Annotated in this window: 23 protein-coding genes; 7 read left to right on the top strand and 16 right to left on the bottom strand. The window is 57.4% G+C overall.

Annotated features, from left to right (window positions below; all coding sequences use genetic code 11):
• Nucleotides 1-75 precede the first annotated feature (75 nt).
• The 11 genes from ACR0NA_RS20790 to ACR0NA_RS20740 form a co-directional block, all read right to left on the bottom strand.
• Entirely contained in the window at nt 76-1,293 is a 1,218-nt protein-coding gene (locus ACR0NA_RS20790) for a phenylacetate--CoA ligase family protein (protein ID WP_480453006.1), read from the bottom strand.
• A gap of 19 nt (nt 1,294-1,312) precedes the next feature.
• On the bottom strand, nt 1,313-2,146 hold the full coding sequence (locus tag ACR0NA_RS20785; RefSeq protein ID WP_480732354.1) for an ABC transporter ATP-binding protein: 834 nt from the start codon (nt 2,144-2,146) through the stop codon (nt 1,313-1,315).
• A 115-nt stretch (nt 2,147-2,261) separates the two neighbouring features.
• The gene (locus ACR0NA_RS20780) at nt 2,262-3,545 is read right to left on the bottom strand and encodes an ABC transporter substrate-binding protein (RefSeq protein ID WP_480732352.1); all 1,284 of its coding nucleotides are present in this window, start codon (nt 3,543-3,545) and stop codon (nt 2,262-2,264) included.
• Between the two features lie 74 nt (nt 3,546-3,619).
• Nucleotides 3,620-4,696 (bottom strand): branched-chain amino acid ABC transporter permease, encoded by a 1,077-nt coding sequence (locus ACR0NA_RS20775; protein WP_480732350.1) that lies wholly within the window; start codon nt 4,694-4,696, stop codon nt 3,620-3,622.
• Between the two features lie 3 nt (nt 4,697-4,699).
• Nucleotides 4,700-4,957: a hypothetical protein gene (locus tag ACR0NA_RS20770; RefSeq protein WP_480732348.1), complete on the bottom strand. Its 258-nt coding sequence runs from the start codon at nt 4,955-4,957 to the stop codon at nt 4,700-4,702.
• 3 nt (nt 4,958-4,960) lie between these two features.
• Nucleotides 4,961-5,947 carry a branched-chain amino acid ABC transporter permease gene (locus ACR0NA_RS20765; RefSeq protein ID WP_170657029.1) on the bottom strand — a complete coding sequence of 329 codons (987 nt, stop codon included), beginning with the start codon at nt 5,945-5,947 and terminating at the stop codon, nt 4,961-4,963.
• A gap of 29 nt (nt 5,948-5,976) precedes the next feature.
• Complete coding sequence (locus ACR0NA_RS20760) at nt 5,977-6,795, bottom strand: ABC transporter ATP-binding protein (protein ID WP_480732345.1); 819 nt, start codon at nt 6,793-6,795, stop codon at nt 5,977-5,979.
• Between the two features lie 77 nt (nt 6,796-6,872).
• Nucleotides 6,873-8,816 (bottom strand): AMP-binding protein, encoded by a 1,944-nt coding sequence (locus ACR0NA_RS20755; protein ID WP_480732391.1) that lies wholly within the window; start codon nt 8,814-8,816, stop codon nt 6,873-6,875.
• A 572-nt stretch (nt 8,817-9,388) separates the two neighbouring features.
• Nucleotides 9,389-10,900: a tripartite tricarboxylate transporter permease gene (locus ACR0NA_RS20750; protein ID WP_170657023.1), complete on the bottom strand. Its 1,512-nt coding sequence runs from the start codon at nt 10,898-10,900 to the stop codon at nt 9,389-9,391.
• A gap of 1 nt (nt 10,901) precedes the next feature.
• On the bottom strand, nt 10,902-11,384 hold the full coding sequence (locus ACR0NA_RS20745; RefSeq protein WP_170657020.1) for a tripartite tricarboxylate transporter TctB family protein: 483 nt from the start codon (nt 11,382-11,384) through the stop codon (nt 10,902-10,904).
• A 61-nt stretch (nt 11,385-11,445) separates the two neighbouring features.
• A complete protein-coding gene (locus ACR0NA_RS20740; protein ID WP_480732343.1) occupies nt 11,446-12,429 on the bottom strand; it encodes a Bug family tripartite tricarboxylate transporter substrate binding protein in 984 nt (327 codons plus the stop codon).
• A gap of 108 nt (nt 12,430-12,537) precedes the next feature.
• Here ACR0NA_RS20740 and ACR0NA_RS20735 point away from each other — a divergent pair, with 108 nt between their 5' ends.
• From ACR0NA_RS20735 to ACR0NA_RS20725, 3 genes are read left to right on the top strand one after another with little or no spacing between them, the layout of a single operon-like run.
• The gene (locus tag ACR0NA_RS20735; RefSeq protein ID WP_170657015.1) at nt 12,538-13,206 is read left to right on the top strand and encodes a response regulator transcription factor; all 669 of its coding nucleotides are present in this window, start codon (nt 12,538-12,540) and stop codon (nt 13,204-13,206) included.
• The gene (locus ACR0NA_RS20730; RefSeq protein ID WP_480732340.1) at nt 13,199-14,563 is read left to right on the top strand and encodes a sensor histidine kinase; all 1,365 of its coding nucleotides are present in this window, start codon (nt 13,199-13,201) and stop codon (nt 14,561-14,563) included. Before ACR0NA_RS20735 ends, ACR0NA_RS20730 begins: the two co-directional genes overlap by 8 nt.
• Nucleotides 14,542-15,549 carry an ABC transporter substrate-binding protein gene (locus ACR0NA_RS20725; RefSeq protein WP_480732338.1) on the top strand — a complete coding sequence of 336 codons (1,008 nt, stop codon included), beginning with the start codon at nt 14,542-14,544 and terminating at the stop codon, nt 15,547-15,549. The genes ACR0NA_RS20730 and ACR0NA_RS20725 overlap by 22 nt, the downstream gene beginning before the upstream one ends.
• Nucleotides 15,550-15,752: 203 nt before the next feature.
• Here the strand turns inward: ACR0NA_RS20725 and betI are convergent, their stop codons facing one another.
• A complete protein-coding gene (betI, locus tag ACR0NA_RS20720; protein WP_480732336.1) occupies nt 15,753-16,400 on the bottom strand; it encodes a transcriptional regulator BetI in 648 nt (215 codons plus the stop codon).
• A gap of 113 nt (nt 16,401-16,513) precedes the next feature.
• On the opposite strand from betI, the gene choX reads away from it, so the two are divergent.
• Genes choX through choV form a run of 4 tightly spaced genes read left to right on the top strand, consistent with a single transcriptional unit; the run spans nt 16,514 to nt 20,260 of the window.
• Complete coding sequence (choX, locus tag ACR0NA_RS20715; RefSeq protein ID WP_480732334.1) at nt 16,514-17,440, top strand: choline ABC transporter substrate-binding protein; 927 nt, start codon at nt 16,514-16,516, stop codon at nt 17,438-17,440.
• Between the two features lie 17 nt (nt 17,441-17,457).
• Nucleotides 17,458-18,369 (top strand): alpha/beta fold hydrolase, encoded by a 912-nt coding sequence (locus ACR0NA_RS20710; RefSeq protein ID WP_480732332.1) that lies wholly within the window; start codon nt 17,458-17,460, stop codon nt 18,367-18,369.
• A gap of 1 nt (nt 18,370) precedes the next feature.
• Nucleotides 18,371-19,204, top strand: coding sequence for a choline ABC transporter permease subunit (gene choW / locus ACR0NA_RS20705; protein WP_480732330.1), 834 nt, complete (start codon nt 18,371-18,373; stop codon nt 19,202-19,204).
• Nucleotides 19,205-19,207: 3 nt separating this feature from the next.
• Nucleotides 19,208-20,260, top strand: a complete 1,053-nt coding sequence (gene choV, locus ACR0NA_RS20700) for a choline ABC transporter ATP-binding protein (RefSeq protein ID WP_480732328.1) — start codon at nt 19,208-19,210, stop codon at nt 20,258-20,260.
• Between the two features lie 222 nt (nt 20,261-20,482).
• On the opposite strand, the gene ACR0NA_RS20695 is transcribed toward choV, so the two are convergent.
• From ACR0NA_RS20695 to ACR0NA_RS20680, 4 genes are read right to left on the bottom strand one after another with little or no spacing between them, the layout of a single operon-like run.
• Complete coding sequence (locus tag ACR0NA_RS20695) at nt 20,483-21,586, bottom strand: dimethylsulfoniopropionate demethylase (RefSeq protein ID WP_480732326.1); 1,104 nt, start codon at nt 21,584-21,586, stop codon at nt 20,483-20,485.
• Between the two features lies 1 nt (nt 21,587).
• Entirely contained in the window at nt 21,588-23,201 is a 1,614-nt protein-coding gene (locus tag ACR0NA_RS20690) for an AMP-binding protein (RefSeq protein ID WP_480732323.1), read from the bottom strand.
• Nucleotides 23,202-23,217: 16 nt separating this feature from the next.
• Nucleotides 23,218-24,027, bottom strand: a complete 810-nt coding sequence (gene dmdD, locus ACR0NA_RS20685) for a methylthioacryloyl-CoA hydratase (protein ID WP_480732321.1) — start codon at nt 24,025-24,027, stop codon at nt 23,218-23,220.
• Nucleotides 24,028-24,048: 21 nt separating this feature from the next.
• The gene (locus tag ACR0NA_RS20680; protein WP_480732318.1) at nt 24,049-25,812 is read right to left on the bottom strand and encodes an acyl-CoA dehydrogenase family protein; all 1,764 of its coding nucleotides are present in this window, start codon (nt 25,810-25,812) and stop codon (nt 24,049-24,051) included.
• Nucleotides 25,813-25,854: the final 42 nt, after the last annotated feature.

The raw sequence follows: 25,854 nt of genomic DNA, 5'->3' as shown, positions 1-25,854 counted from the left end.
TCGGAAACGCCAGAGCACAATTGTAAGATTTGTACAGGCCTACCAGTGCCAATCTTCCGGTTTGCACGTCACTGTTCAGTCGTAGACCCGCTGATCCTCGATCACCAGACCGTCCTTGGGCAGCGATCCCGGGGCAACGACTTCGATCGCACCTTTCAGTTTCAACACCTCGGCCACCGATTTCGCATAGGCTGCATCATCACCGCCGGAGCTTTCGATCTGAACAGTCATGGTGTCCATTTCACCCTGCCGGGCCGCGATGACCCGGGCCTTTACGATCTCGACATGTTTGTCCACCAGCGCCGCGACCTGTTCGGGACGCACGAACATACCCTTGATCTTGGTGGTCTGGTCGGCTCGTCCCATCCAGCCCTTGATCCGCAAATTGGTGCGGCCGCAAGGGGACTGGCCGGGCATGACAGCAGACAGATCACCGGTGGCAAAGCGGATAAGCGGGTAATCGGGATTAAGGGAGGTCACCACGACTTCGCCCACCTCGCCCGGCGCCACCGGTGTGCCGGTGCCGGGGGTGACGATTTCGACGATCACATGCTCGTCGACGATCATCCCCTCCATGGCAGAACTTTCATAGGCAATATTGCCCAGATCGGCAGTGGCATAAGATTGCAGACAGCTGATGCCGCGATCCGCATATTCCTGACGCAGACTGGGGAACAGCGCCCCACCGCCAACCGCAGCTTTGGAGAATTTCAGGGCCACGCCCATTTCGTCAGCCTTGTCGAGGATCACCTTCAGATAATCCGGCGTTCCGGCATAGGCGGTGCAGCCAACGTCATGCGCGGCGCTGACCTGCAATTCCGTCTGGCCTGTCCCTGCTGGCAGAACCGCCGCACCGACGGCCCGCGCACCGTTTTCAAAAATCATGCCCGCAGGCGTCAGGTGATAGCCAAAACAGTTCTGCACGATATCGCCCTGACCGATCCCGGCTGCATGCAGAAACCGGCCCATGCGCCACCAGTCATGATCCACTCCGCCGGGTTCGTAGATCGGCCCAGGCGACTGAAAGATATGAGCAAACCCATGTGCAGGTTTGACCGTGAAACCGCCAAACGGCGGATGTTCGGCCTGTGCCCGGCTGAGTTCCGATTTGCGCAACACCGGCAACGCGGCCAGATCCTGTGCAGAGGTGACCGACCCGGCATCCACGTCGGCCAGCAGCTTTTCAAAGGCCGGTGCGGTTTTGGCTCGCGCAATCTGTTCCGGCAGAGCCCGCGCCTGATCAGCGGCACGTTCATCCCCTGAGCGCGTTTCCAGAGTGTCAAAATAGGTCATACTCAGATCCTCCATCCGCTTACAGCCACCTCTTGCGGCGACGGTAGGAACGCACGTCGCGGAAGCTCTTGCGACCTTCATCGGACATTCCGAGATAGAATTCCTTTACATCCGGGTTCTCGCGCAGTTCCGCAGCAGGGCCGTCCATCACCACGCGGCCCGATTCCAGAATGTAGCCATAATGGGCAAAGCGCAGCGCGACGTTGGTGTTCTGCTCGGCCAGCAGGAAGGATACGCCTTCCTTTTCGTTCAGGTCCTTTACGATCCCGAAGATCTCTTCCACCAGCTGCGGTGCAAGGCCCATCGAGGGTTCGTCCAGCAGGATGGTTTCCGGGCGCGACATCAATGCGCGGCCCATCGCGACCATTTGCTGTTCCCCACCCGAGGTATAGCCAGCCTGACTGCGGCGGCGTTCCTTGAGGCGGGGGAAATAACTGTAAACAAGATCGAGATCCTGCTGGATATTCGACTTGCCGTCCTTACGGGTATAGGCCCCGGTCAGCAGGTTTTCCTCAACCGTCAGGTGCTCGAAGCAGTGGCGGCCTTCCATCACCTGGATGACGCCCTTTTGCACCAGATCGGCGGGGTCGCTTTCGTGAACGCCCTGGCCGCGGTACTTGATCGAGCCCTTGGTAACCTCGCCCCGTTCCGAATGCAGCAGGTTCGACACCGCCTTGAGCGTCGTCGTCTTGCCCGCGCCGTTGCCACCCAACAGAGCGGTGATGCCGCCCTTGGGCACGGTGAGGCTGACGCCCTTGAGAACGAGGATCACGTGATTGTAGATCACCTCGATATTGTTGACCTCAAGCAGGGTTTCGGCCTGCACTTCGGTATTTGTCGCCGCATCCAGCATCAGCGCGTGTCCTCATGCCTGTCCCGTTTTTCGGGACTTGTCCGGTTCGGAACGGCGGCAGGCCGCCGCTCCGGGTTTGATCAGTGCCCCGGTGGTAAACCGGGGCGGCTGCGTTTTAGCTGCAACCCTGATCGATGTTGTTTTCAGACGCGTAGGCGCCCGAATCTTCGTCGATCAGCGCGCCGATCACTTCGCCATCGGTCGGCTTGAACTCGGAAATCAGCGACCAGGTCTTGTTCGCCGCATCCCACTGGGTCACGCCAACCAGAGCGTCACCGCCGTGGTTTTCGCAGCTGACCGAGAAGGTCGGGCCGAAATTGGGAAGACCCAGTTCCGTCATTTTCGCTTCGGTCATTTCCAGTGCTTCCATACCGTCGCGCATCATCGCAGGCGTGATGTCAGCAGTACCGTGGATTTCCTGTGCTTTCTTGGCGGCTTCCGCTGCCAGCATCGCTGCATAGAGGCCACGGTTGTACAGCACCGTGCCGACCTGATCGCCCGCGCCTGCCGCCTTGCCGGCGTCTAGAACGTGTGTTTTCAGATCGTCAAAGACGGGAAAGTCCGTGCCCACGTTGTGGAAGGTCAGAGCCTTATAGCCATTGGCCGCTTCGCCCGCTGGCAGCACGTCGTTTTCAGAACCGGACCACCAGATGCCGATGAAATTTTCCATCGGGAAGCGGATGTTGGCAGCTTCCTGAACCGCTACCTGGTTCATGACGCCCCATCCCCACATCAGGACATAATCCGGACGGTCGCGGCGGATCTGCAGCCATTGCGACTTCTGCTCCTGACCCGGGTGATCGACCGGCAGCGCAACCAGCTCGAAACCGTGCTTTTTGGACAGCTCCTCAAGCGTGCGGATCGGTTCCTTGCCATAGGCCGAGTTGTGATAGACCAGAGCGATCTTCTTGCCGTTCAGGTCACCGCCGTTTTCGTCCAGCAGATAGTTGATCGCGCCCGAGGCACCATCCCAGTAGTTGGCGGGATAGTTGAACGTGTGGCTGAAGATCTTGCCGTTCTTGGCCGATGTCCGGCCATATCCCATCGTGTGCATCGGGATGTTGTCGGCGGTGGTCTTTGGGATCAGCTGATAGGTGATACCGGTCGACAGCGGCTGATAGACCAGCGCGCCTTCGCCCTTGGTCGATTCATAGCATTCCACACCTTTTTCGGTGTTATAGCCGGTTTCACATTCGATGACCTTGGCCGGAACGCCGCCGATGCCGCCATCCCGCTCGTTCAGCAGGGTGAAATAGTCGGCGTATCCATCCGCGAATGGAATACCACCGGCAGCATAAGGTCCGGTCCGGTAGCTGAGCGATGGGAACACGAGGTCGGCCATTGCCGGGCCTGCGGCCATCAGGGCGCTCAGCGCCACGGTTGCCAGTTTAATTTTCATCGGGTTTCTCCTCCCTTGATTAGTCCGATGCAGTGGTGGGCTTTTCGCCCGTCTTGATTTCAGTCCGCCCCCGATCAGTGGGGGAAGGGCCACAGACGCAGTTTCTCCTTGGCCAGACGCCACAGCTGCGCCAGCCCGTGCGGTTCTAGGATCAGGAACATGATGATCAGCGCGCCCACGATTACCAGCTGGAGATGCGCCACGATATCGGTGGGCCATCCCAGCATGTCGGCGCCCACGACCTTCAGCACCACCGGCAGCAGCACCAGGAATGCTGCCCCCGCGAACGACCCGAAGATCGACCCCAGACCGCCGATGATCACCATGAACAGCACTAGGAACGATTTCTGGATACCAAAGACCTCTCCGACTTCGACCGCACCCAGATAGATGGCAAAGAACAGAGCGCCCGAGATGCCAACAAAGAAGGAACTGACGGCAAAGGCGGTAAGCTTGGCCTTGAGCGGGTTCACCCCGATGATCTCGGCCGCGATGTCCATGTCGCGGATTGCCATCCATGTCCGGCCCGTCGTGCCGCGCGTCAGGTTGCGCGCGATGATAGCGCTGATGGTCAGGAATATCAGGCAGAACAGATAGGTCGCCCAAGCCGGAGCATTCGGGCCGGTGATGATGATACCGAACACGTCGCGTTCCGGCGCGTTGATCTGACCCGAGGCGGAATAGTTGTAGAACCACGGCACCCGGTTGAACAGCCAAACAAGGAAGAACTGCGCGGCCAGCGTTGCCACCGCTAGATAGAACCCCTTGATCCGAAGGGACGGCAACCCGAACAGCACCCCGACAAGGGCGGTAATGCCACCTGCCAGAATGACGTGAATGAACATGCTGACGTCAGGAAAGGCGGTCATCAGCTTGTAGCAGGCATAGGCGCCCACGGCCATGAACCCGCCGGTGCCCAGCGATACCTGCCCGCAATAGCCCACAAGGATGTTCAGACCGATTGCCGCGATGGCATAGATCAGAAATGGCAACAGCAGCGCATTTGCCCAGTAGTCGTTGATGATGAAGGGGATGATGCCGAACGCCACCGCCAGCACGACATAATACCGATACCGGTCGAACTTGATCGGAAAGGTCTGGCTGTCATCCCTGTAGGAGACTTTGAAGTCCCCGGCTTCACGATAGAACATGACTTACTTTCCCCATTCTTCCTGCGCCCGGTTCCGGGCTGCGGCGTCCAGTTGTCTGGACGATTTTGCATAACCGCTGTCTTCGGTTGCGCGTACCAGTTTCATGTAGGCCACGATGCCGGTCACAAGCCCGGCAAAAGCCAGTATTGCGGCAACCACCAGCTGACGGTCGGTCAGCCCCTCGGCGGTCACGGCGATGTAGCCGAAGGCCCAGAACCCTGCCCATGCAATCACGTTTATGATGGCAATCAGCTTGGGCACGCCCTACACCCTCTCGATGATTTTTTCGCCGAACAGACCCTGTGGCCGGAACACCAGAAAGATCAGCGCCAGCACATAGGCGAACCAGTTCTCGGTCGCGCCGCCCACCAGCGGGCCGATGGCGAATTCAAACAGCTTCTCACCTACACCGATGATCAGACCGCCGACGATAGCACCCGGGATCGAGGTGAACCCGCCCAGCATCAGCACCGGCAACGCCTTGAGCGCGATCAGGGACAGCGAAAACTGCACGCCCGACTTGGTGCCCCACATGATGCCCGCAACCAGCGCCACGAAACCTGCGACCGACCAGACCATGATCCAGATGAAGTTCAGCGAAATACCCACCGACAGTGCCGCCTGATGGTCATCGGCAACCGCGCGCATGGCCCGGCCCTGCTTGGTGTACTGGCTGAATGCGACCAATGCCGCCACCAACAGTGCCGCAATGACGGTTGCCACTAGATCCAGATTATCGATGAAGAAGCCGTAGCCGAAGATATTGAAGGTCGCCTCGTCAATCCACAGGTTGATACCCTGCGGCAGACCCACATCCAGCGTCTTGATTTCAGACCCCCACATCAGGTCGGCCACGCCCTCAAGGAAATAGGCCAGACCAATGGTGGCCATGAACAGGATGATCGGCTCTTGCCCGACAAGGTGGCGCATGACAAAGCGCTGCACCGCCCAGGCCAGCAAAACCATCACGCCCATCGTCAGAAGGATCGCCACCAGCGCCGGGATATGCCAGCCGAAGTGGGTGACGTGCCCGCCAAAGATCGCGTTGATCAGATGAGAAAACGGCACCTGACCGTTCATGATCCCCACCAGCGTCATCGCCGCGAACAGGGCCATGACCCCCTGGGCATAGTTGAAAATACCGGACGCCTTGTAGATCAGCACAAAGCCAAGGGCCACCAGCGCATAGAGCACCCCGGCCATCAGGCCGTTCAGGATGACCTCCATCCCAAAAATCAACTGATCAGGCATGTTTGCCTCTCCTCATGTCTGTCAGGTGGTCAGTCATGCGACACACCCAGATAGGCGTCGATGACTTCCTGATTGTTGCGCACCTCGTCCGGGGTGCCGTCGCCGATCTTGCGCCCGTAATCCATCACGACCACGCGGTCGGACAGGTCCATCACCACGCCCATGTCGTGTTCGATCAGCGCGATGGTCGTGCCGAATTCGTCGTTCACATCGAGGACAAAGCGGGACATGTCCTCTTTCTCTTCCACGTTCATGCCGGCCATCGGCTCGTCCAGCAGCAGCAGTTTGGGTTCCGCCGCCAGCGCCCGCGCCAGCTCAACGCGCTTTTTCAAACCGTAAGGCAAGCGCGACACCGGCGTCTTGCGGATGTGCTGGATTTCCAGAAAGTCGATGATCTTTTCGACGGCTTCGCGGTTTTCGGTCTCTTCCGCCTCGGCCTTGCCCATCCACAACGCCTGTTGCAGGACGTTGGTCTTCATATAGTTCAGGCGGCCGGTCATCACGTTGTCCAGCACGCTCATGCCTTCGAACAGGGCGATGTTCTGGAACGTCCGGGCGATGCCCTGCCGCGCCACCTCGTAGGGGCGCATCGGCGGGCGTTTGGCGCCGTGGAACCAGACCTCGCCCTCCTGCGGGACATAGAACCCCGAGATCACATTCAGCATCGAGGACTTGCCCGCGCCGTTCGGGCCGATGATGGCGCGAATTTCGCCTTCGCGAATGTCGAACGAGATATCCTTGATCGCCACCACGCCACCAAAGCGCAGGGTGATGTTTTTCATTTCCATCACCACGCCGCCGATCTTGCGGCCGTCTTCGGTGACATATCCTTCGGATGCATCCAGCATCGGTTACTCCCTAAACTGCGCGAAACGGGACGGCGGGCGGGGCGACGACCAAGGGTCGAGCGCCGTATCGCCGCCCCTCATTCCGCTGCCACCTTGTGCTGTTCAACAGGCACCACCGGCGCATCGACGATATCCAGCGTGGCGCTGATCGAGCCTTTGCGGCCATCCTCATAAGTGACCTCGGTCGTGGTCGAGATGGTGTCCGATCCGTCGTAAAGCGCCGCAATGATGTCCGCGTATTTGTCCTCGACAAAACCCCGGCGCACCTTGCGGGTGCGGGTGATTTCGCCGTCGTCGGCATCCAGTTCCTTGTGGAGCACCACGAAACGATGGACCTGACAGCCAGACAGCATCGTGTCTGCCGCAACCGAGCGGTTCACCTCTTCGACATGGCTTTTGATGGTTTCGAGCACACGCGGATGCCCGGCCAGTTCCTGATACGAGGCATAGGCGATGTTGTTGCGCTCGGCCCAGTTGCCGACCGCCGTCAGGTCGATGTTGATGAAGGCGACGCAACGATCCTTGCCATTGCCGAACAGCACAACTTCGAGGACGTCGGGATAGAACTTCAGCTTGTTCTCGACATATTTCGGCGCGAACATCGACCCGTCGGCCATTTTGCCCACGTCCTTGGCGCGGTCGATAATCCGCAGATGTCCGCTGCTTTCCTCGATAAAGCCCGCATCACCGGTCGCGACCCAACCTTCGGGGTCTTTGGTCGATGCTGTCGAGTCAGGGTTGTTATAATATTCGACGAACACGCCGGGCGAGCGATAGTGGATTTCGCCCTTGTCATCGATCTTGATTTCCACATCCGGCGACGGAACGCCCACCGTGTCGGCGCGTACCTCGCCATCGGGCTGAGCGGTGATAAAGACCGTCGCTTCGGTCTGGCCGTAGAGTTGCTTTAGGTTGATCCCCAGCGACCGGTAGAAATCGAAAATCTCCGGCCCGATCGCCTCACCTGCGGTGTAGCCCACGCGAAATCGGCTGTAGCCCAGAGTGTCCTTCAGCGGTCCATAGACCAGCAGGTTGCCCAGCGCGTATTTCAGGCGGTCGCCAAAGCCCACATTCTTGCCGTCCAGAATCTGGCCGCCGACCTTCTTGGCATGGGCCATGAAGTGATGGAACATGTTGCGCTTCAGCTTGCCCGCATCTTCCATGCGGATCATCACGTTTGTCAGCTGCGTTTCGAATACGCGCGGCGGGGCGAAGAAATAGGTCGGCCCGATCTCGCGCAGGTCGGTCATCATCGTGTCGGCGCTTTCGGGGCAGTTCACGCAGAACCCGCACCAATAGGCCTGACCGATGGAAAAGATGAAATCGCCCACCCATGCCATCGGCAGGTAGGACAGGATATCCTCGTTCCGGGTCAGATGATCGAATTTGGCCGAATTCTTTGCGCTTTCGATGACGTTGCGGTTCGACAGAACCACGCCCTTGGGCTTGCCCGTGGTTCCCGAGGTGTAGAGCATCACGCAGGTGTCGTCATAGGTGATTTCGGCGATGCGCTTGTCCAGCTCCGCATCGAACCGCTGGTGACCGGCGTTGCCTTCGGCCATGATGTCGTCAAGCGCGTTCATCTGGCTGTGGTCGTATTTCCGCATCCCCCGCTTGTCGGTATAGAGGATGTGCTTGACCTGATGCGCGTTCTCCTGAATCTCGATGACCTTGTCGACCTGTTCCTGATCGCCGCAGACGACGTATTTCGCCCCGCAGTGTTCCAGCACATAGGCCATCTCTTCGGCGACCGAGTCCTGATAGAGCGGCACGGGAACCGCGCCCACCATTTGCGCCGCGACCATCGACCAGTAATGCGCCGGGCGGTTGCGCCCGATAACTGCTACATGGTCGCCCTTTTCAACGCCCAGTTCCAGAAACCCCAGTGCAAGCGCGCGGACTTCGCTGGCGGTTTCAGCCCAGCTCCAGCATTGCCAGATGCCGAATTCCTTTTCCCGATAGGCCGGGGCATCCCCGAACTGAGCCGCGTTGCGATGAAGCAGCGCCGGAAGGGACTGCATCCCTTCGGCGCCCGACTGCGTCTGAGCCAATGTCTTTCTCCTCCCCATCCCGGCCGGTTACTGGCCGGAAACGATCGCGAATGCGATTCCGTCCCGATTAGGGACAGGCCAAACGTTGAGCGTCAACTTTTTCCTGATGTTTTCCCAAATGTTACGAATTGTAACAGCATCGATGAATCAACGGATTTAATGGTGAAAGCCACACGAACCGGACCCAACCGTCATAGTTGGGATAGGATCAACGTAAACGTTCGGCATCAGACGGTGTCCCAAGCCGAACATTCCTTCTGCGATGAAAATTGAACCCGAGCTGACGACGGTACGACGACATTGACCGCTTTCAAAACGCCCCAAAGCGGTCACTCGACCGGGTCAACATATACTTCACTTGCAGCCCCCATCGCTGACACTCGCTGCTCTTCCATTATCCTGTCGCCTCGAACTCACACATTGCGCAACAAAGCCGCAGTAGCCCAGAACAGAGGGAACGTCTGTATTGCACTGCGTGCAATCGTGAGGCTATGGGCTCCTTTGACTAAGAACAAAACTCAGCGTGGATCACTACGCAGCGCTTAATCGCCCTCGGCAACGCCCTCCGCCCGGGCCTTCGCGCGCCTTGCGCGATAGCTTGGCAGCACGACCAGAATTGCAGCGATCACCAGAAGCGCCAGCGTCATCGGCCGTTCCCAAATGAACGCAACGCCATCATAGAGCTGCATGGAACGCGCGAAGTTGTCCTCCATCATGCCGCCCAGGATGAAGCCGATCAACAGCGGTGCAAGGGGGTAGTCTGCGAACTTCAACGCAGTGGCACAGATTCCGAAGCCGACCAACAACAACAGTTCGGTCGCGTTGTTCTGCCCGATATACGCCCCCATCAGCGTGAAAAACAGAATGAACGGGATCAGGTAATTGCGCGGTACCGCAAGAACCTTGGCGATGTAGGGGATCAACGGAAGATTAAGGATCAGAAGTATGAGGTTGCCAATAAACATCGACATGATCACAGCCCAGAAAATCTGCGGCTCGTCGATCATCAAGCGCGGCCCCGGCGTAACGTTCAGGGCGATGAGCGCACCCAGCAGGATGGCCGTGGTACCCGAACCGGGAATGCCGAGAGTCAAAAGCGGGACGAAGGATCCGGTACAGGCAGCGTTGTTGGCGGTTTCGGGTGCCGCAAGACCCTTGATCGAGCCTTTGCCGAATTCATCTTGTTCGTGTTTCGGCGCGATATTGCGTTCCACAGCATAGCCAAGGAAGCTGGCGATCGTAGCGCCGGCACCCGGCAGTACCCCAATAAAGAACCCCTGCAGAGATTGCCGTCCAATCACAGGCGCGATGGCCTTCGCTTCCGGGCCTGTAATGCGGAGGTCTTTGATCTCACCATCGTCACCTTGAAGGTCTTTCGGTTTCAGAACAAGGAAGAGGGCCTCCGGTAAAGCAAACATTGCCATGGCGAGCGTGATAAAACCAAATCCGGACTGCAAATCCATGATGCCCATGGTGAATCGGGGAAGGTTGAACAGCGCACCTTCACCGACGGTCGCCATGATCAGTCCAAGGATGGTCATGATCATCGCCTTGGCGACCTGACCGGTTCCCGCAAAGGCTGCAATGGCGGAAAGTCCCACCACCATCAGGGCAAAGTACTCGGCTGAGTGAAACAGAAGCGCAACAGAAGAAAGCGCGGGTGCGAATATCATGAGGAGCAATGCGCCAATCGTGCCACCTGCAAAGCTTGCTATGGCGGCGATCGTCAGCGCCTTACCTGCCTTGCCTTGTCGCGCCATCGGGTAGCCGTCAAAACTGGAGGCGACGGTGCCAGCGACGCCCGGCGCGTTCAGCAGGATCGACGACGTCGATCCACCAAAAATCGCGCCATAGTAGACACCTGCCAACAGAATGAGAGCCGCTGAGGGATCGCCCATAGAAATGGCGACGGGGATCATGATGGCGATGATCGACATTGGCCCCAAGCCCGGAAGCATTCCGATAAAGGTGCCGATGAGGCAGCCTGCGATGACCATCAGCAGATTTTGCAGGGACATGGCCGTTGTGAGGCCGATCCACAATCCTTCAAGCATGTCAGCCTCCGAAAAAGCCCGGCAGGGGGCGCATGTAGATTCCAAGGACTTCCTGAACCAGGTACCAAACACAAAGCGCAGCGATCAGGGCGACAGGCAGCATGATATGCCATTTACGCTCGCCCAGAATGAATGAGCCAAGGATCAGAAACGCCGACGTCGCGGTGAGGAACCCCAATGGGCGCAGGCACAGCGCATAGACAACCATCAAACCCAGAAGCAAAAGTGCCTGCCCGAGATGGTATTCCGTCAGGCGGCGATAATCGATGTCCGCCTCTTTCGGTTCGCCTTTCTCAAATCCCAGAAGGATAACAAGGGTGGCGAGTATTCCGAGAACCGACAGCACTTTTGGAAATGTGCTGGGCCAGATGGGATTGCGTTTCATGAAAGGGGCAAGGCTACCATCCATCGTGAACCAAGCCGTATAGCCATAGGTGAGGCAAACGCCGAGCAATACCAAAGCAATCCAACGGTCCAAAGCCATTTTGTTCCCCTTCCGGAAGTGGATGGGTCAGAACGGAAGCCCGCTCTGACCGGAGCGTTTATCAGAGGAAGCCGAGCTTCTTCATCAAGTCGCCGATGGCCTTTTCCTGGGCTTCGAGGAAGATCAGGAAATCATCACCTGAATTGTGAATGTTAACCCAGCCGTTGCGGGCACGTACCGCTTCCCACTCGGGCGTGTCATACATCTTGGCGATGGCATCCTGGTACATGACCAGCTTGTCATCCGGCAGTCCGGGAGCCGCAAAGAACCCGCGCCAATTGACAAATGTGGTGTCGATACCCTGCTCTTTCATCGTCATCGCGTCAGGAGCGGCATCGACGCGCGCGTCAGAGGTTACGCCGATGATTTTCACTTCACCCGCTTCGGCCAGATCGACAGCTTCCGAGAAACCGGTCGACAGGGCAGCGATTTCACCCGACAGCAAGGCGGCCATTGCCTTGCCGCCCGCGTCATAGGGGATGTACTTCAATGCCAGTGCATCCTTGCCAGCCGCTTCCATAACCATGGCTGCAACCAGATGGTCCATGCCTCCCGGTACCGAGCCGCCGCCGATGGCGGTCGTGCGCGGGTCCGCGTCATATGCAGCGATCAGGTCAGCCATCGAGTTAATCGGGCTGTCCTTGCCTACGACTATTGCCGCGTAGTCGCCAATTGTGCCCGAGACCAACGTCAGGTCGCGGAAGTTATGCGGGAATACACCCGTCAGTGATCGGATCACGATGGGGGTCGAATTGACCATCAACGTGCCATGGTTGCTATCAGCATTTTCGATTAGGTAACCGATGGCCTTGCCGCCGCCGCCACCTGACATGTTCTCGTAAGACGCCGTTCCGACGAGCCCGGATTCGGTCAGAGCTTCGCCCGTGCCCCGAGCGGTACCGTCCCAGCCACCACCCGCGCCACCGGGGATCAAGAAATGGATGCTGTCAAGAACTTGGCTGTCATCAGCCACAACGGGCCCTGAAATACCAAAGGCGGCAGCAGCCGCAATAAAAGCCCGACGGCCCAGTTTGAATTTCAACATTTCTTCCTCCCATTTGACAATTGTCCGCGTGGCGGTTCAGTTGATGAGGAAGAAATCACAACAACCTGACACTAACCTGTCACACAGAGAAATTCGTCCGGAGAGGCGATGAAGTTCCTTCTGATTGAAGACAACCAGGATCTCGCCAATGCTATCGCGTCGCGGATGCGACTGGATGGTCATGTCATTGATCACGCAGATAAATTAGAAGACGCTTCGGCTTTCGTTGCGACTGGCGAATACGATCTTATCCTGTTGGATATCATGCTTCCGGATGGCGACGGTCGTACGTTTTTGCAAAAGCATCGTGCCAGTGATTTCGACACGCCAGTGATTGTTCTGACCGCCCGCAGTCAGATTTCAGATCGAATCGGTTCGCTCGATCTTGGCGCAGATGACTATGTCACCAAGCCCTTCGATCACGCCGAACTGGAGGCCCGCTGCCGGGCCGTATTGCGCCGGAGATCCGGCAATGCGAAGACAACAATAGAGGTCGGTGGCATTGTGTTCGATCCGGTTGCAGGCCACCTGACTGTCGGGGGTGAGGCCGTCACCTTACGCAACCGCGAACTACGACTTCTGGAATTGTTCCTTAATGCTCCGGGGCGAATCTTTTCGAAGCACAAACTGGCCGACCGATTGTTTTCCTTTGACGAAGACGTTTCGGAGAACGCGATTGAGGTTTACATCGGGCGACTGCGCAAACATCTGAAACCCTCGGATCTGAGGATCACCACATTGCGCGGGCTGGGCTATCGGTTGGATCAAGATGAATAGCCCTGTTGTTTCCGGATCGCTCAGAAACCGGTTGATGCTGACGCTGATCGGGGGGGCGGCAGTTCTTGCGTTGCTTTTGTTCTTCGCCGTTCGAAACTTTGCCGTACAGGTCGCCCAACAGGGACAGGACAACATCCTCGACGCATCGCTTACATCGATGCTTGATGCAGCCGCCATCCGCGATGGCGTGGTTGAACTTGATCTACCTTATTCCGCGTTTTCGATGCTGAGCACGCCAGCAGATGACCGCGTTTTCTATGCCATCCTGCAGGACGGCAAATTCCTGTCGGGCTACGAGGATTTGACGTTTTCCGATAGCTCCTCGGATAAACGTCCGACCTTCCAGTCCAGCCAGATACGCGGAGCGGCTGTGCGAAAAATCAGCGCAAGTCGCACCTTGATCGGTGCGGACAAGCGGACGGAAATCCAGATCATTCTCGCTCAAACGCAGGACGCCCTGTCTGATACACTTAACCAGATATCGCGCAACGCTGCTCTGTTGGGCGTGGTTTTTTTTGCGCTCGCCGCAGCGCTTTCGTACTGGGCCACCTCGGCGACTATTGGTCAATTGGGCAGGCTTACAACCTCAGTCACACGTCGAGGGCCACAGGACCTGAGCCCCTTTGGGCAACCGGTTCCCCAGGAAATGGCGCCATTGGTAACGTCTCTAAACTCCCTGATGGGGCGGCTTGATCATTCCTTGAGGCAATCGGAAGACTTCATTGCAGAGGCTGCGCATCGCGTTCGCACACCGCTTGCGACCGTTCGGTCTTACGCCGAAGCGACGTTGCAACGCGTCGACAAGGAGGAAAACCGCGAAGCCATGCGGTCCATGGTAAAAGCCATCGACGAAAGCTCTCGCGCGGCGGGTCAGCTTCTGGATCATGCGATGATCACGTTCCGGGCAGACCATCTGGTGCGGGAAAATATCGACCTGCTTGAGTTGGTACGCGATCTGGTTGTGCGAATGATGCCGATCGCAGAAATGAAAGATCTTTCGATCTCGCTGCAGGGAGACCCGGGCGTTCCTTATTCAGGAGATCCCATCCTGATCCAGAATGCCGTACGGAACCTGATCGACAACGCGATGAAATACGGACCCGCTGAAAGTTCCATCGAGATCACGGTTTCCGCAAAACCAAGGCCTCAGATAGCTGTCTGCGACAACGGTCCCGGATTTCCATCGCACGAGATCAAAACCCTGACCACGCGGTTCCAACGTGGGGAAAATTCGAGGGACACAATTGGATCCGGCCTGGGATTGACCATCGCGCAGGATGTTGCCACGGCCCATGGTGGCAGGCTTGATCTTTCGAACCGACCGGAGGGTGGCGCATGCGTAACCTTGTTGCTTTAGTTCTGATTTTTTTGTGCCATGGAGGTTGGGCGCAGGAGTGGGAAGATCTGCAAGTTTTCAACGAAGCTGGGGCAACGACCTCGCTGCGCATTATCTCGAGTACGGACACAGAACTGTTTGCACCGCTGATCGAGACATTTGTTGCCGCAAATCAGGATGTCGCCATCGAGTATCTGGTGACCGGAACAGCGGATATCGACAGACGCATCAGAAAGGCACCCGAGGCGTTCGACATCGCGATCTCCAGCGCCATGGATTTGCAGTTGAAACTCGCAAATGACGGATTTTCCCTGGCATTGGAAGGCGTCTCCCATCCGTCATGGGCGGAATGGCGACAAAGCCTGTTCGCCTTCACCTCCGAGCCGGCCGGAATTGTCATCAACCGAGCCGCTTTCGTCGGGATGCCGATCCCGCAGTCTCGGCAAGAGCTGATCGAGGCGCTGCGCGCCCGGCCGGAGGTGTTTCGAAACCGGGTCGGTACCTACGACGTGCGAGAATCGGGGCTAGGCTATCTTTTTGCGACACAGGACGCGCGGGCTTCTGAGACCTTCTGGAGACTCATGGAAGTGATGGGCAGTCTTAATGTGCGCCTTTATTGCTGCTCGGGCGAGATGATCGACGATCTCACCGATGGGACAATTGCCGTCGCTTACAATGTTCTGGGCAGTTATGCCGAAGCCCGCGCCGAACATCAGAATACGCTTGAGATCGTGTTACCTTCCGATTTTCCAACGACAATGATGCGGACAGCATTTGTCGTAAGGACCACCCGGGAACCGGAAGCAGCCGAAAGTTTCATCCGACATCTGGTCGCGTATCAATCTAATCCAAGTGATAGCAGACCATCGTTGCCGCCGCTCCAGGGAAGGGGCCAAGGTAGTGAGCGTGCAACTATTGCATTGGAACCTGCCCTGATGACGTTTCTTGATACGCTGAAGCGAAACAAATTTCTTACCGAATGGGAAAACGCGCTAATCCAGAACTAGGGCAGCATTGCGCGTTGGAAATTTCGATTCCAGTCATTGGGTGATCCTGCAGCGTCACACAAGATCGGCTCTGAGCGGAAATCGGATGCCTTGCGGCATCATAGGCAACTGGGTCTGAAGAAACTCAGAGCGACCCAAAGCTGCCGACGATAGGCGAGTCTACGTCTGTTTAGTGCAGTGTTTGTTAAACCAATTTTTATTGTTCACATTTTTGCTGTGACCGCGGCGGCGATAGTGCTCATCTTCTCTTTTGCCGCCCGCCTTTCTTCGTCACCCGAAAAGCTCTGTTCAACGACGGTTTCTATCTGATTCATTGCTTCGTCTCGGTTGAGCCCTCCAATTTGCAAACCGCAGCGCATCCATAGCCCGTCAATCAACAGGCTAACCGTATGTGCGCTGACTTGAGCCTTTGACACGTCGGCTCCTGTCTCCTTTAGCGCCGAAAAGAGGTTGCTGTGCAGGCGGTGATAAATCGCGTTTTGCAGGCGTTGGAATTGAGGGTTGTGCGGAACCTCAGCGCACATGGCGATCCATCCATGGGCAACTTCAGGTCTGAACGTGGTCGGAGAGAAGTTCGCCTCGACAATGGCATAGAAGCGTTCCCAGGGCGTTGAGGCCAGCGACAGGAAGGCAACCGCCTCTTTGCGCAGCGTGGCATTGGCACGGCGCATGGCGGTTTCGATCAGGGCCTGTTTGTTTGAAAAATAGTGCAGCACGCTGGCCTTGGAGGCGCCGGTATGCTCGGCGACACGCTGCAAGGTCGTCCCTTGCATACCGTGTAAGGACAGCACCTCGAACGCGGCGGCGGCAAATTCTTCGCGGCGAATTTCTGCAATGCTTTTTCGTCCCATCAGGCCCTCTTTTTGACCGCAGGATAGATTTTGTTGACTCGGCGGTCAATTTAAACGTATGGTCTGTTTATTGACCCTAGGGTCAGTATTTAGACCATTGGGAGGATTTACGAATGAAAACGGCTCTCCGCAGCGCAACCATGGCCTCCGTACTGGCCGTTTGCGCCCATCAAGCCGCCGCCAATTGTGACACGGTGCGTATGGCCGAGCCGGGCTGGACCGATCTGGCCCTGACAACCGGTGTCGCGAGTACTGTTCTGGAGGGGTTGGGATATACCCCGGAAAGCGATGTTCTGGGCATTCCGGTCATCTATGAATCCATGGTCGGCAACGATCTGGATATATTCCTGGGCTACTGGGACCCGGCGATGGAAACCTATTATCAGGCCTATCGCGATACCGGCGACATCGAGACGGTGCACCAGAATCTGGAAGGCGCGAAATTCACCTTTGCGGTGCCGAAATATGTCTACGAAGCGGGCGTGACCGATTTTTCGCATCTGGTGGAAAACGCCGACAAGTTCGACAGCCAAATGTATGGGATCGAGCCAGGGTCGAACGATATCATGCTGGACATCATCGCCAAGGATGCCTTTGGTCTTGGTGGCTGGAAAGTCGTGGAAAGTTCCGAACAGGGAATGCTGTCGCAGGTTAAGAAGAACCAGCGCAAAGAAGACTGGATCGTCTTCCTGGCCTGGGCACCGCACCCGATGAATACTCAATTCGATCTCGAGTACCTGACCGGCGGTGACGATTTCTATGGCCCCAACTTTGGTGGCGCGACGGTGCACACACAAGTGCGCAAGGGCTATTTGGACGAATGCCCGAATATCGGCAACCTGATTACCCAGATGACCTTTGACATTCCGATGGAAAGCGAAGGCATGGGCTACATCCTCGAAGAAGGTCTGGACCCCAATGAGGCAGGGGCCAAGCTGCTAAAAGCTCATCCGGAGTATCTGGACACTTGGCTTGATGGCGTAACCACCAAGGACGGTGGGAACGGTCTGGACGCCGTGCGTGCGCATCTGGGTCTGTGATGACGATGGGGCGAAAGATGCCGGTGACAAAAACCATCGCCGGAACGTGCCCCATCCATATTGAGATGCACGGCCACATGTTCGCGCCGTGCATCGTCATGATCCTGGGGCTTGGAATGCGTGTCGCGGAATGGCCCCGGGAGCTTCTGGACCGGCTGTCGCGTGATTTCCATCTCATCTGTATCGAGAACCGCGACATGGGCCAATCGGGCCGATGTGGACCGGATGTCGATGAAGCAGCTGTCGAGGCATTGTTTGATCCGGACACAAAAACTGTTCCTTACACGCTCTTCGATATGCGCGATGATGTTCTGCGCTGTATCGACGATTTGGGAATCGACCGGTTTGCCGTGGTTGGCTTTTCCATGGGCGGTATGATCGCTCAATTGGTTGCTGCAAAAACTGGCGACCGGGTAAGTGGACTAGTGCAGATTTGCTGCAGCGCGGGTGAGGCAAGAATTCCGACCCAAGGCACATCCTGGGATCGGTTTCTGCGTACCGTGAAACCCTTTGACACTGAACAGGAACTGGCTGACTGGCTGACCGAGGACCTGATCTGGTGGTCAGCTCCGACACCCTTGTCTCAATCCGATGCCCGTATGACGGCGTTGGGTATGGTCACCGGCGGGTTCTCTTCTGGCGGTTACGCCCGGCAACTTCTGGCGTTGAATGGCTCTGGCAACCGGCAAGAAGAACTGAGCAAAATCAAAGCCCCGGCGCTGGTGATCGGAGCCGCGCAGGATCGTTGTATCGATCCGGGCAGCTCGCGGCGTGCACATGCATTGATCACCGGGGCCGAGCTTTTCTTGTGCGAAGGGATGGGCCACGCGCTGGATCCAAAGGCGTTGCAGAAGCTGGAAGGTTGGTTGAGGGCAACGCTCCTCCCGCAACTTGAGGTCACCGTGAAACATGCAGGGGGGAGGACCTGATATGGAATGGCTTGAATCCTACAAAATTCCGATCGGCCAGTGGGCAAAGGTGTTTGTCGACTGGCTGACCGACAACTTTTTTTGGCTCTTTGATGGTCTTTCGGCAGTGCTGGAGGCTATCATTCTGGCCCTTCTGTGGCTGCTTCAGGCGCCGAATGCCTTTGTCGTCATTGCGGTCATCACAGTGCTGTCGTGGGTTGTGCGTAAATCGGTTGGTTTTACAGTATTCACTGCGCTTGGCCTGCTGTTGATCGTCAATCAGGGCTATTGGGTAGAAACCACCGAGACGCTGGCACTGGTCCTTGCCGCAGCCGTTGTCTGCATGGGCGTTGGTGTGCCGCTAGGCATAGCCGCTGCACGCAAGCCGTGGCTGTATCGGGTGATGGAGCCCATTCTGGATTTGATGCAGACAATCCCGACGTTCGTCTATTTGATCCCTGCTCTCATTCTGTTCGGCCTCGGTATGGTGCCTGGCTTGATCGCCACGGTGATATTCGCAATCCCGGCCCCAATCAGGTTGACCCATCTCGGCATCACCTCAACCCCCACCGCGCTGATTGAGGCGGGCAAAGCCTTTGGCTCGACCCCGCTGCAACTGATGTGGAAGATTGAACTGCCCTATGCACTGCCGCAGATTATGGCCGGTTTGACCCAGACCATCATGCTGTCGCTGTCTATGGTCGTGATCGCGGCCCTTGTCGGCGCGGACGGCTTAGGTGTTCCGACGCTTCGGGCGCTGAACTCGGTGAACATTGCCAAAGGCTTTGAAGTCGGCATCGCCATCGTTCTGGTCGCTATCATCTTCGACCGGATGTTCAAAAGAAGGAGCGCGTAACTGATGACAGACACTATGGTACGTTTTGACAATGTGAACATCGTCTTTGGCAACGATCCCAAGACAGCACTACCGATGATGGACCGAGGGATGTCCCGCGCCGAGATTCAGGAAAGGACTGGGCAGGTTCTGGGCGTTCATGACTGTTCGATTGACATCAAGAATGGCGAGATTTTGGTGCTGATGGGCTTGTCCGGGTCCGGCAAGTCCACCCTGCTGCGCGCCGTAAACGGGCTGAACCCAGTTGTGCGCGGCAAAGTCGAGGTAAATACCGGCAATGGACTGGTTGACGTGGTTCAGGCCAATGCGCGTGACCTGCGCGCCATCCGCCGAGATCGTATCGCCATGGTGTTCCAACAATTCGGCCTTTTGCCCTGGCGCACCGTAATCGACAATGTGGCCTATGGGCTGGAGGTGGCCGGAGTCGACAAGGAAGAACGCTATCGGCGTGCCCGCGAGCAGCTGGACCTGGTGCATCTTGAGGACTGGGCCGCCCGCAAGGTTCAGGAACTCTCTGGTGGCATGCAACAAAGGGTTGGTTTGGCCCGCGCCTTCGCGACCGAGGCCCCGATCCTGCTGATGGATGAGCCGTTCTCGGCTCTGGATCCATTGATCCGCAACAAGCTGCAGGACGAGCTGCTGGAGTTCCAGCAAAAGCTGGGGCGGACCATCGTCTTCGTTAGCCACGATCTGGATGAAGCGCTCAAGATCGGATCGCGCATCGCCATCATGGAAGGCGGTCGGATCGTGCAATGCGCCGAACCGCAAGATATCGTGCTGAACCCGGCGACGCCCTACGTGGCCGAATTTGTGGCGCATATGAACCCGCTCAACGTACTACGCGCTATGGAAATCATGGCTGAGTACACTGGTTCCATCCCCGCCGACGCTCGCACGATCACGGACAAGACACCGCTCAAAGATATCATCTCGATGCTGATCGAAGAACAGAGCGATATTGTTGTAACAGATGCAGATGGTGTGGTCGGCAAAATCGATATCAAGGCGGCGCTGACTTGTCTGCTGCGCACTCAACAAGTCGATGTGGCCGCTTAACTGGATTGCGACTGATATCTGGATGGCGTGTTTTTCTCTGGTCCTGAGATTCCGACAATGATCGCTCTTGCCCACTGCGGCCAGTTATCAATGGCATTTTCGCTCCGGAAGGCCGCAGCCTGCCCAAAACTGGACATTCAAAACTGGGCTTTGCAGCTTCCAAGTATCGCAAAAAACAGCCAGTAAACAACGAGAGCGTATGTCGGCTTTTAGAAGCCCCGGCTATTTCCAGAACCCACTTTGCACCTCGGCCGCCCGGTCACCGATTGGAGTTCGCACGTCAAGTTTCGTACCAGCGTCCCAGTGACCAGTATCGACCATGCCAATGGCAACATTGGTTTCAAAATCCGGCGACCAGGCAGCGGAAGTGACTTGGCCTACCTGCTTTCCACCATTGAACAGAGGCCAAGCCGAACGAGCCGGGGGAACGGGATCTCCTGGAATGGAAATTGCGCGAATCTGACGGGTTGGGCCAGTTTCTACTTCGCGAGCAAGTGCTTGCTTGCCTATGTGGTCACTGTCCTCGCCCGGTTTGCAGAATTTGCTCAAACCACACTCCAGTGGTGAGTTTTCCATTGTCATGTCGTTGCCATAGCTCAACAGCCCGCCTTCGATCCTTTCGATCAGGTTTGGACATCCCGGGCGAACATTCAGGTCAGCTCCGGCTTCGAAAAGGGCGTTCCACAGTGGCATACCGTAGGCACCATTCTCGACATAGATCTCATAGCCGCCCTGCTTCGAGTAGCCAGAGCGTGCCACCACAAAGGACGTGTCCTGAAACGCCAACCGCTTGTAACGGAAGAAGCGGATATCCAGAACCTCTTTGCCAAAGACCCGTGCCATCAGGTCATCCGACTTTGGTCCCTGAACGGCCAGAGGCGAGACGTCTGGTTCGAACACCCGCACATCCATGCCTGCACCGACGGCCAAACCTTTAATCCACAACAGCAGATCGCTATCGGCGATTGAGATCCACCAGCGATCTTCACTATGTTTAATCGCCACCGGATCGTTCAGCATGCCGCCGTTTTCATCGACGATTGGTACGTAATAGCACTGGTCGTCCTGCATTTTATCCAGATTGCGGGGGGTCAAACGTCGCATCAGGCGACCAGCATCCGGGCCATTCAGTTCGATCTGCCGTTCACAAGACACATCCCAGACCTGAACATGAGATTTGAGATGCCGGTAGTCGGCCTCGACACTCTCGAAAACCGTCGGCAGCAGCATCCGGTTGTAGACGGTGTAGGCGGTAACGCCCTTGTCTTCGACACCCTCGGAAAAAGGTGTCTGGCGCAGGCGGCGGGATTGAGACAGCAGGCGCATTTCAAAGGTCCATTGCTTTGGCGCGATCCCGAAGCTGGAACTTCTGAATCTTACCGGTGGAGGTTTTGGGAAGAGTTTCGAAGACAACAGCTTTGGGGGCCTTGAACCCGGCCAGATGGTCGCGGCAGAAGGCTATGATCTCGTCAGATGTTGTTTCGGCACCGTCGCGCAATTCGACAAAGGCGCAGGGGACTTCGCCCCATTTTTCGTGCGGCATCGCAACCACGGCAGCGGCCTGTACTGCGTCGTGGCGGTAAAGTACTGCCTCGACCTCGACCGAAGAGATGTTTTCTCCGCCGGAAATGATTACGTCTTTCAGACGGTCACGTATCTGGATATAGCCGTTTTTATGTAAGACAGCGCCGTCGCCGGACCAGAACCAACCGTCCTCAAAAGCTTTCGACGTGGCCTCGGCGTCCTTGTAATACCCCGCCATCATCGTGTTGCCCCGAATGGCGATTTCGCCCTGTGTAACACCATCGCGTGTTACGGGTGTGTCGCTGCTACGGTCGATCACCGTGACCTCTTCGACCATCGGAAAGGCAATGCCTTGCTGTGCTTGCAATTCGGCTTGCTCCGCTGGGCTAAGTTGGTCCCAGTCATCCTGCCAAAGACACTGGGAGATATGGCCGTAGGTTTCTGTCAGGCCGTAGACCTGCATGACGTCGAGCCCCATCGAGCGGGTTTTTTCCAGTACCGATGGCGGCGGCGGGGCACCTGCCGTCAAAACGCGGATCGCGGGATCGAAGGGGGCCGCGTCGCTCTCGGCTTCGGCCAGCATTTGCAACACGATGGGCGCCGCGCCGAAATGAGTTACGCCATGAGCGCGGATCGCGCCTAGAATACGGTCTGCGGCTGGATTACGGGTAAAGACGACCGTTGCGCCAAGCATGGCCATCAACCACGGGTGCCCCCAGCCGTTGCAGTGGAACATCGGCACCACTGACAGATAGACAGGGTAAGGCGGCATCTGCCAAGCTGTCCCTGTGCCGAGCGCCATCAGATAGGCCCCGCGATGGTGATAGACAACGCCTTTCGGGCGACCGGACGTACCGGACGTATAGTTTAACGCAATGGCATCCCATTCATCATCGGGCAGTTCTATTGGTAGCGGTGTGGCTTCGGTCAACGCATCGTAGGTTTGACCACCAAGGCTCTCACCCGCAACGGCAGGATCGACGATCTCGACCACTGGCAAGGATCGACCGAGAAGATCAAAAGCTTTGGACAGCAGCGGTACAAGCTCCTGATCCACGATCACCAATTTCGTGTCCGCGTGATCCAGAATGTAGGCGATAGTTTCCGGTTCCAGCCGTGTGTTCAGCGTGTTTAGAACCCCGCCCGACAGGGGTAGGGCAAAGTGCAACTCAAAGAGTTCCGGGACATTCGGGCTCAGCACCGAAACAGTATCGCCCTTCTGCACGCCAAGTTCGACCAGACCACCGGCCACAGCGCGAATGCGGGTTGCAGTTTCGGCCCATGTTCTTTGAATGTCCCCATAGATCACCGCCGTTCGTGCGCCGTGCAGATTTTCGGCGCGGCGCAGGAAGGATATCGGCGACAAGGGCACATGGTTTGCCCGCGTCTTTTGAAGAACTTCGAATTGCTGACGCATCCCGGTTCCGCCTGAGTTAGCTGTTAGGCCGCACGCGGGCGGCGGTTTTGTTTGCAAAGGCTTCCAGGCGCGCACGGGCCGCAGGTTGGGTATTGACCACTCCGCCCACCACAGCCTCGGCATAGGCTGCATCCATGCCGGACATGTTGTTCAAGTGGCTGATCGCTGAGCAGATGGCAAAGTTGGTCAGCGGCAGGTTCTGTGCAATTTGTTCTGCAAGCTCCATCGCCTTGGCCATGCTGCCGCCATCTTCGGTGATGTATTGCGCCAATCCCAGATCAACGGCCTCTTGCCCCTGATAGACACGGCCCGTCAGGATCATGTCGATCATGCGGTACTTGCCGATCATGTCTGAAACACGGATTGTCGCTCCACCACCGGTGAAAATCCCACGCTGGCCTTCGGGCAGGGCAAAATAGGTGCCCGGGTCGATGACCCGGATATGAGCCGCGCTGGCCAGTTCCAGACCCCCGCCAACAACCGCACCGTTGAGTGCAGCGATGATTGGCACCCCGCCGTACTCCATCTTGTTGAACGCCTCATGCCAGCGCAGGCAGACATGCATGAAGTCATCAGGGCTGCGGTCGGCTTTCCAATGCTCGACCAGATCAAGACCAGCGCAGAAATGGTTGCCTTCACCGGCCAGAACCACAGCTTTGACACCGGCCATACGGGCACCGCTGAAAAAGCGGATCAGTTCCTCGATTGTGGCCACATCCAGCGCGTTGCGCTTTGAAGGGCGGTTCAAAGTGACGACGTACAGGCCGTTCTCACGCTCAGAAATCGCGAGGCTTTCGTAAGTGTCAGGGTTCACGACATCATTCATGGGTCAGGTCCTTTCGAGGAATTATTCGGCAAAAGCCGCATCAAGCAGGCTGCGCGAGCCGTACAGAATGCGAGTGTGTTCGGTCGTGCACTCAGGCAAAATGTGCTGCGCAAAGAAAAGGGCGGTGGCAATTTTTTGGGACATGAATTGCGTATTCCGTCCAGCATCCAGCGCAGCTTGCGCAGCTAACGCACCCTTCGCCAGCTTCCATCCCGCCGCCAGCGTACCCGCCAACATCAGGAACGGGACCGAGCCCGCAAAGGCTGCATCGATGTCCTTTCGGCTGTTTTCCAACAGCCAATCCAATGCGGTTTCGAACGCACCGCGCGCCTGCGCAAGACTTGTGCTGATAGCTTGCGCGGTTGCGTCACCCTCAGCCAGTTCCGCTTCGGTTGCCTTTATCCGAGCTGCAAAGCGGCGGGCAGTTTCGCCGCCGTCGCGCATTACTTTGCGCCCCAAAAGGTCGTTGGCCTGAATGGCGGTAGTGCCTTCGTAAATCGGCAAAATGCGTGCGTCGCGGTAATGCTGCGCGGCTCCGGTTTCCTCGATAAAGCCCATGCCGCCATGGATTTGTACGCCCAGCGAGGCGACCTCAACTGCACGTTCCGAGCAGAAACCTTTGACCAGCGGAACCATGAATTCGGCCAGAGCGGCCATCTCCGGATTGTCTTGATGATGTGCGATGTCCAGCAACCCGGCGGTCGCTGCTGCCATGGCCCTACCGCCTTCCGTCAGGCTGCGCATCCGCATGAGCATACGGCGGACATCCGGGTGTTCGATGATGGCGACCGCGTCTTTGGCCTGACCATTCACCGGACGGCTTTGCACCCGCTCGCGTGCATAGGCCAGAGCACGTTGGTAGGCCCGCTCAGAGGTCGCAATACCTTGCACTCCAACGGAGAACCGCGCTGCGTTCATCATGATGAACATGTATTCCAACCCGCGATTTTCATCGCCGATCAAGAACCCCGTGGCATCTTTGTATTCCAGAACCGCCGTCGGGCTGGCGCGAACACCCAGCTTGTGTTCGATGCTCACGCAGTTGACCGTGTTTTCGGATCCTACCGTCCCATCCGCTTCCACAAACTTCTGCGGCACGATGAACAGACTCAGCCCCTTGGGCCCGGCAGGTGCGTCGGGTGTACGGGCCAATACCAAATGGATGATGTTCTCGGTCAGATCATGAGCGCCATATGTGATGAAAATCTTCGTTCCTGAGATGCCATAACTGCCATCTGCACGTTGCACCGCCTTGGACGCCACGCGTCCCAGATCACTGCCCGCTTGTGGTTCCGTCAGGTTCATCGTGCCGGACCAGCGCCCAGCAATCAGCGGTTCGAGGTACATGGCTTTCTGATCGTCCGAACCCGTCAGCAGTAGTGCCTCAATGGCCCCATCGGTCAGAAGTGGGCAGAGGCCAAAGCTCATGTCGGCGGCATTCAGCATCTCAACTGCCGCAGCCCCGGCAGTTCGCGGCAATCCCATGCCACCGTATTCCACCGGGTGGGTCAGGGCCTGCCAACCCATCTCGACGAACTGTTCATAGGCGTGCGCGTCACCCTCGGGCATCGTCACGCGCCCGTTGTCAAACCGGGCCCCCAACGTGTCTCCAATATGGGACAAAGGCGCGATCTGCTCACCGCAGAACCTGGCATAGCCTTCCAGCACGGCGCCAATATCCGCCAGGTCGTAGTCTGAATACACTGGCAACGATGAGACCTGCTCCCAATGAGACAGGTGTTCGACACAAAACATCAAATCTTGAACGGGCGGCTGATAGGACATCCTGGGCTCCCTCGCGGAAACTATGGTTTTGCGTCATCTATC

This window comes from Ruegeria sp. C11 (genome assembly GCF_056537725.1).
Note: the sequence above shows the minus strand (reverse complement) of the source record. Positions and strands in the feature narration are given on the sequence as shown.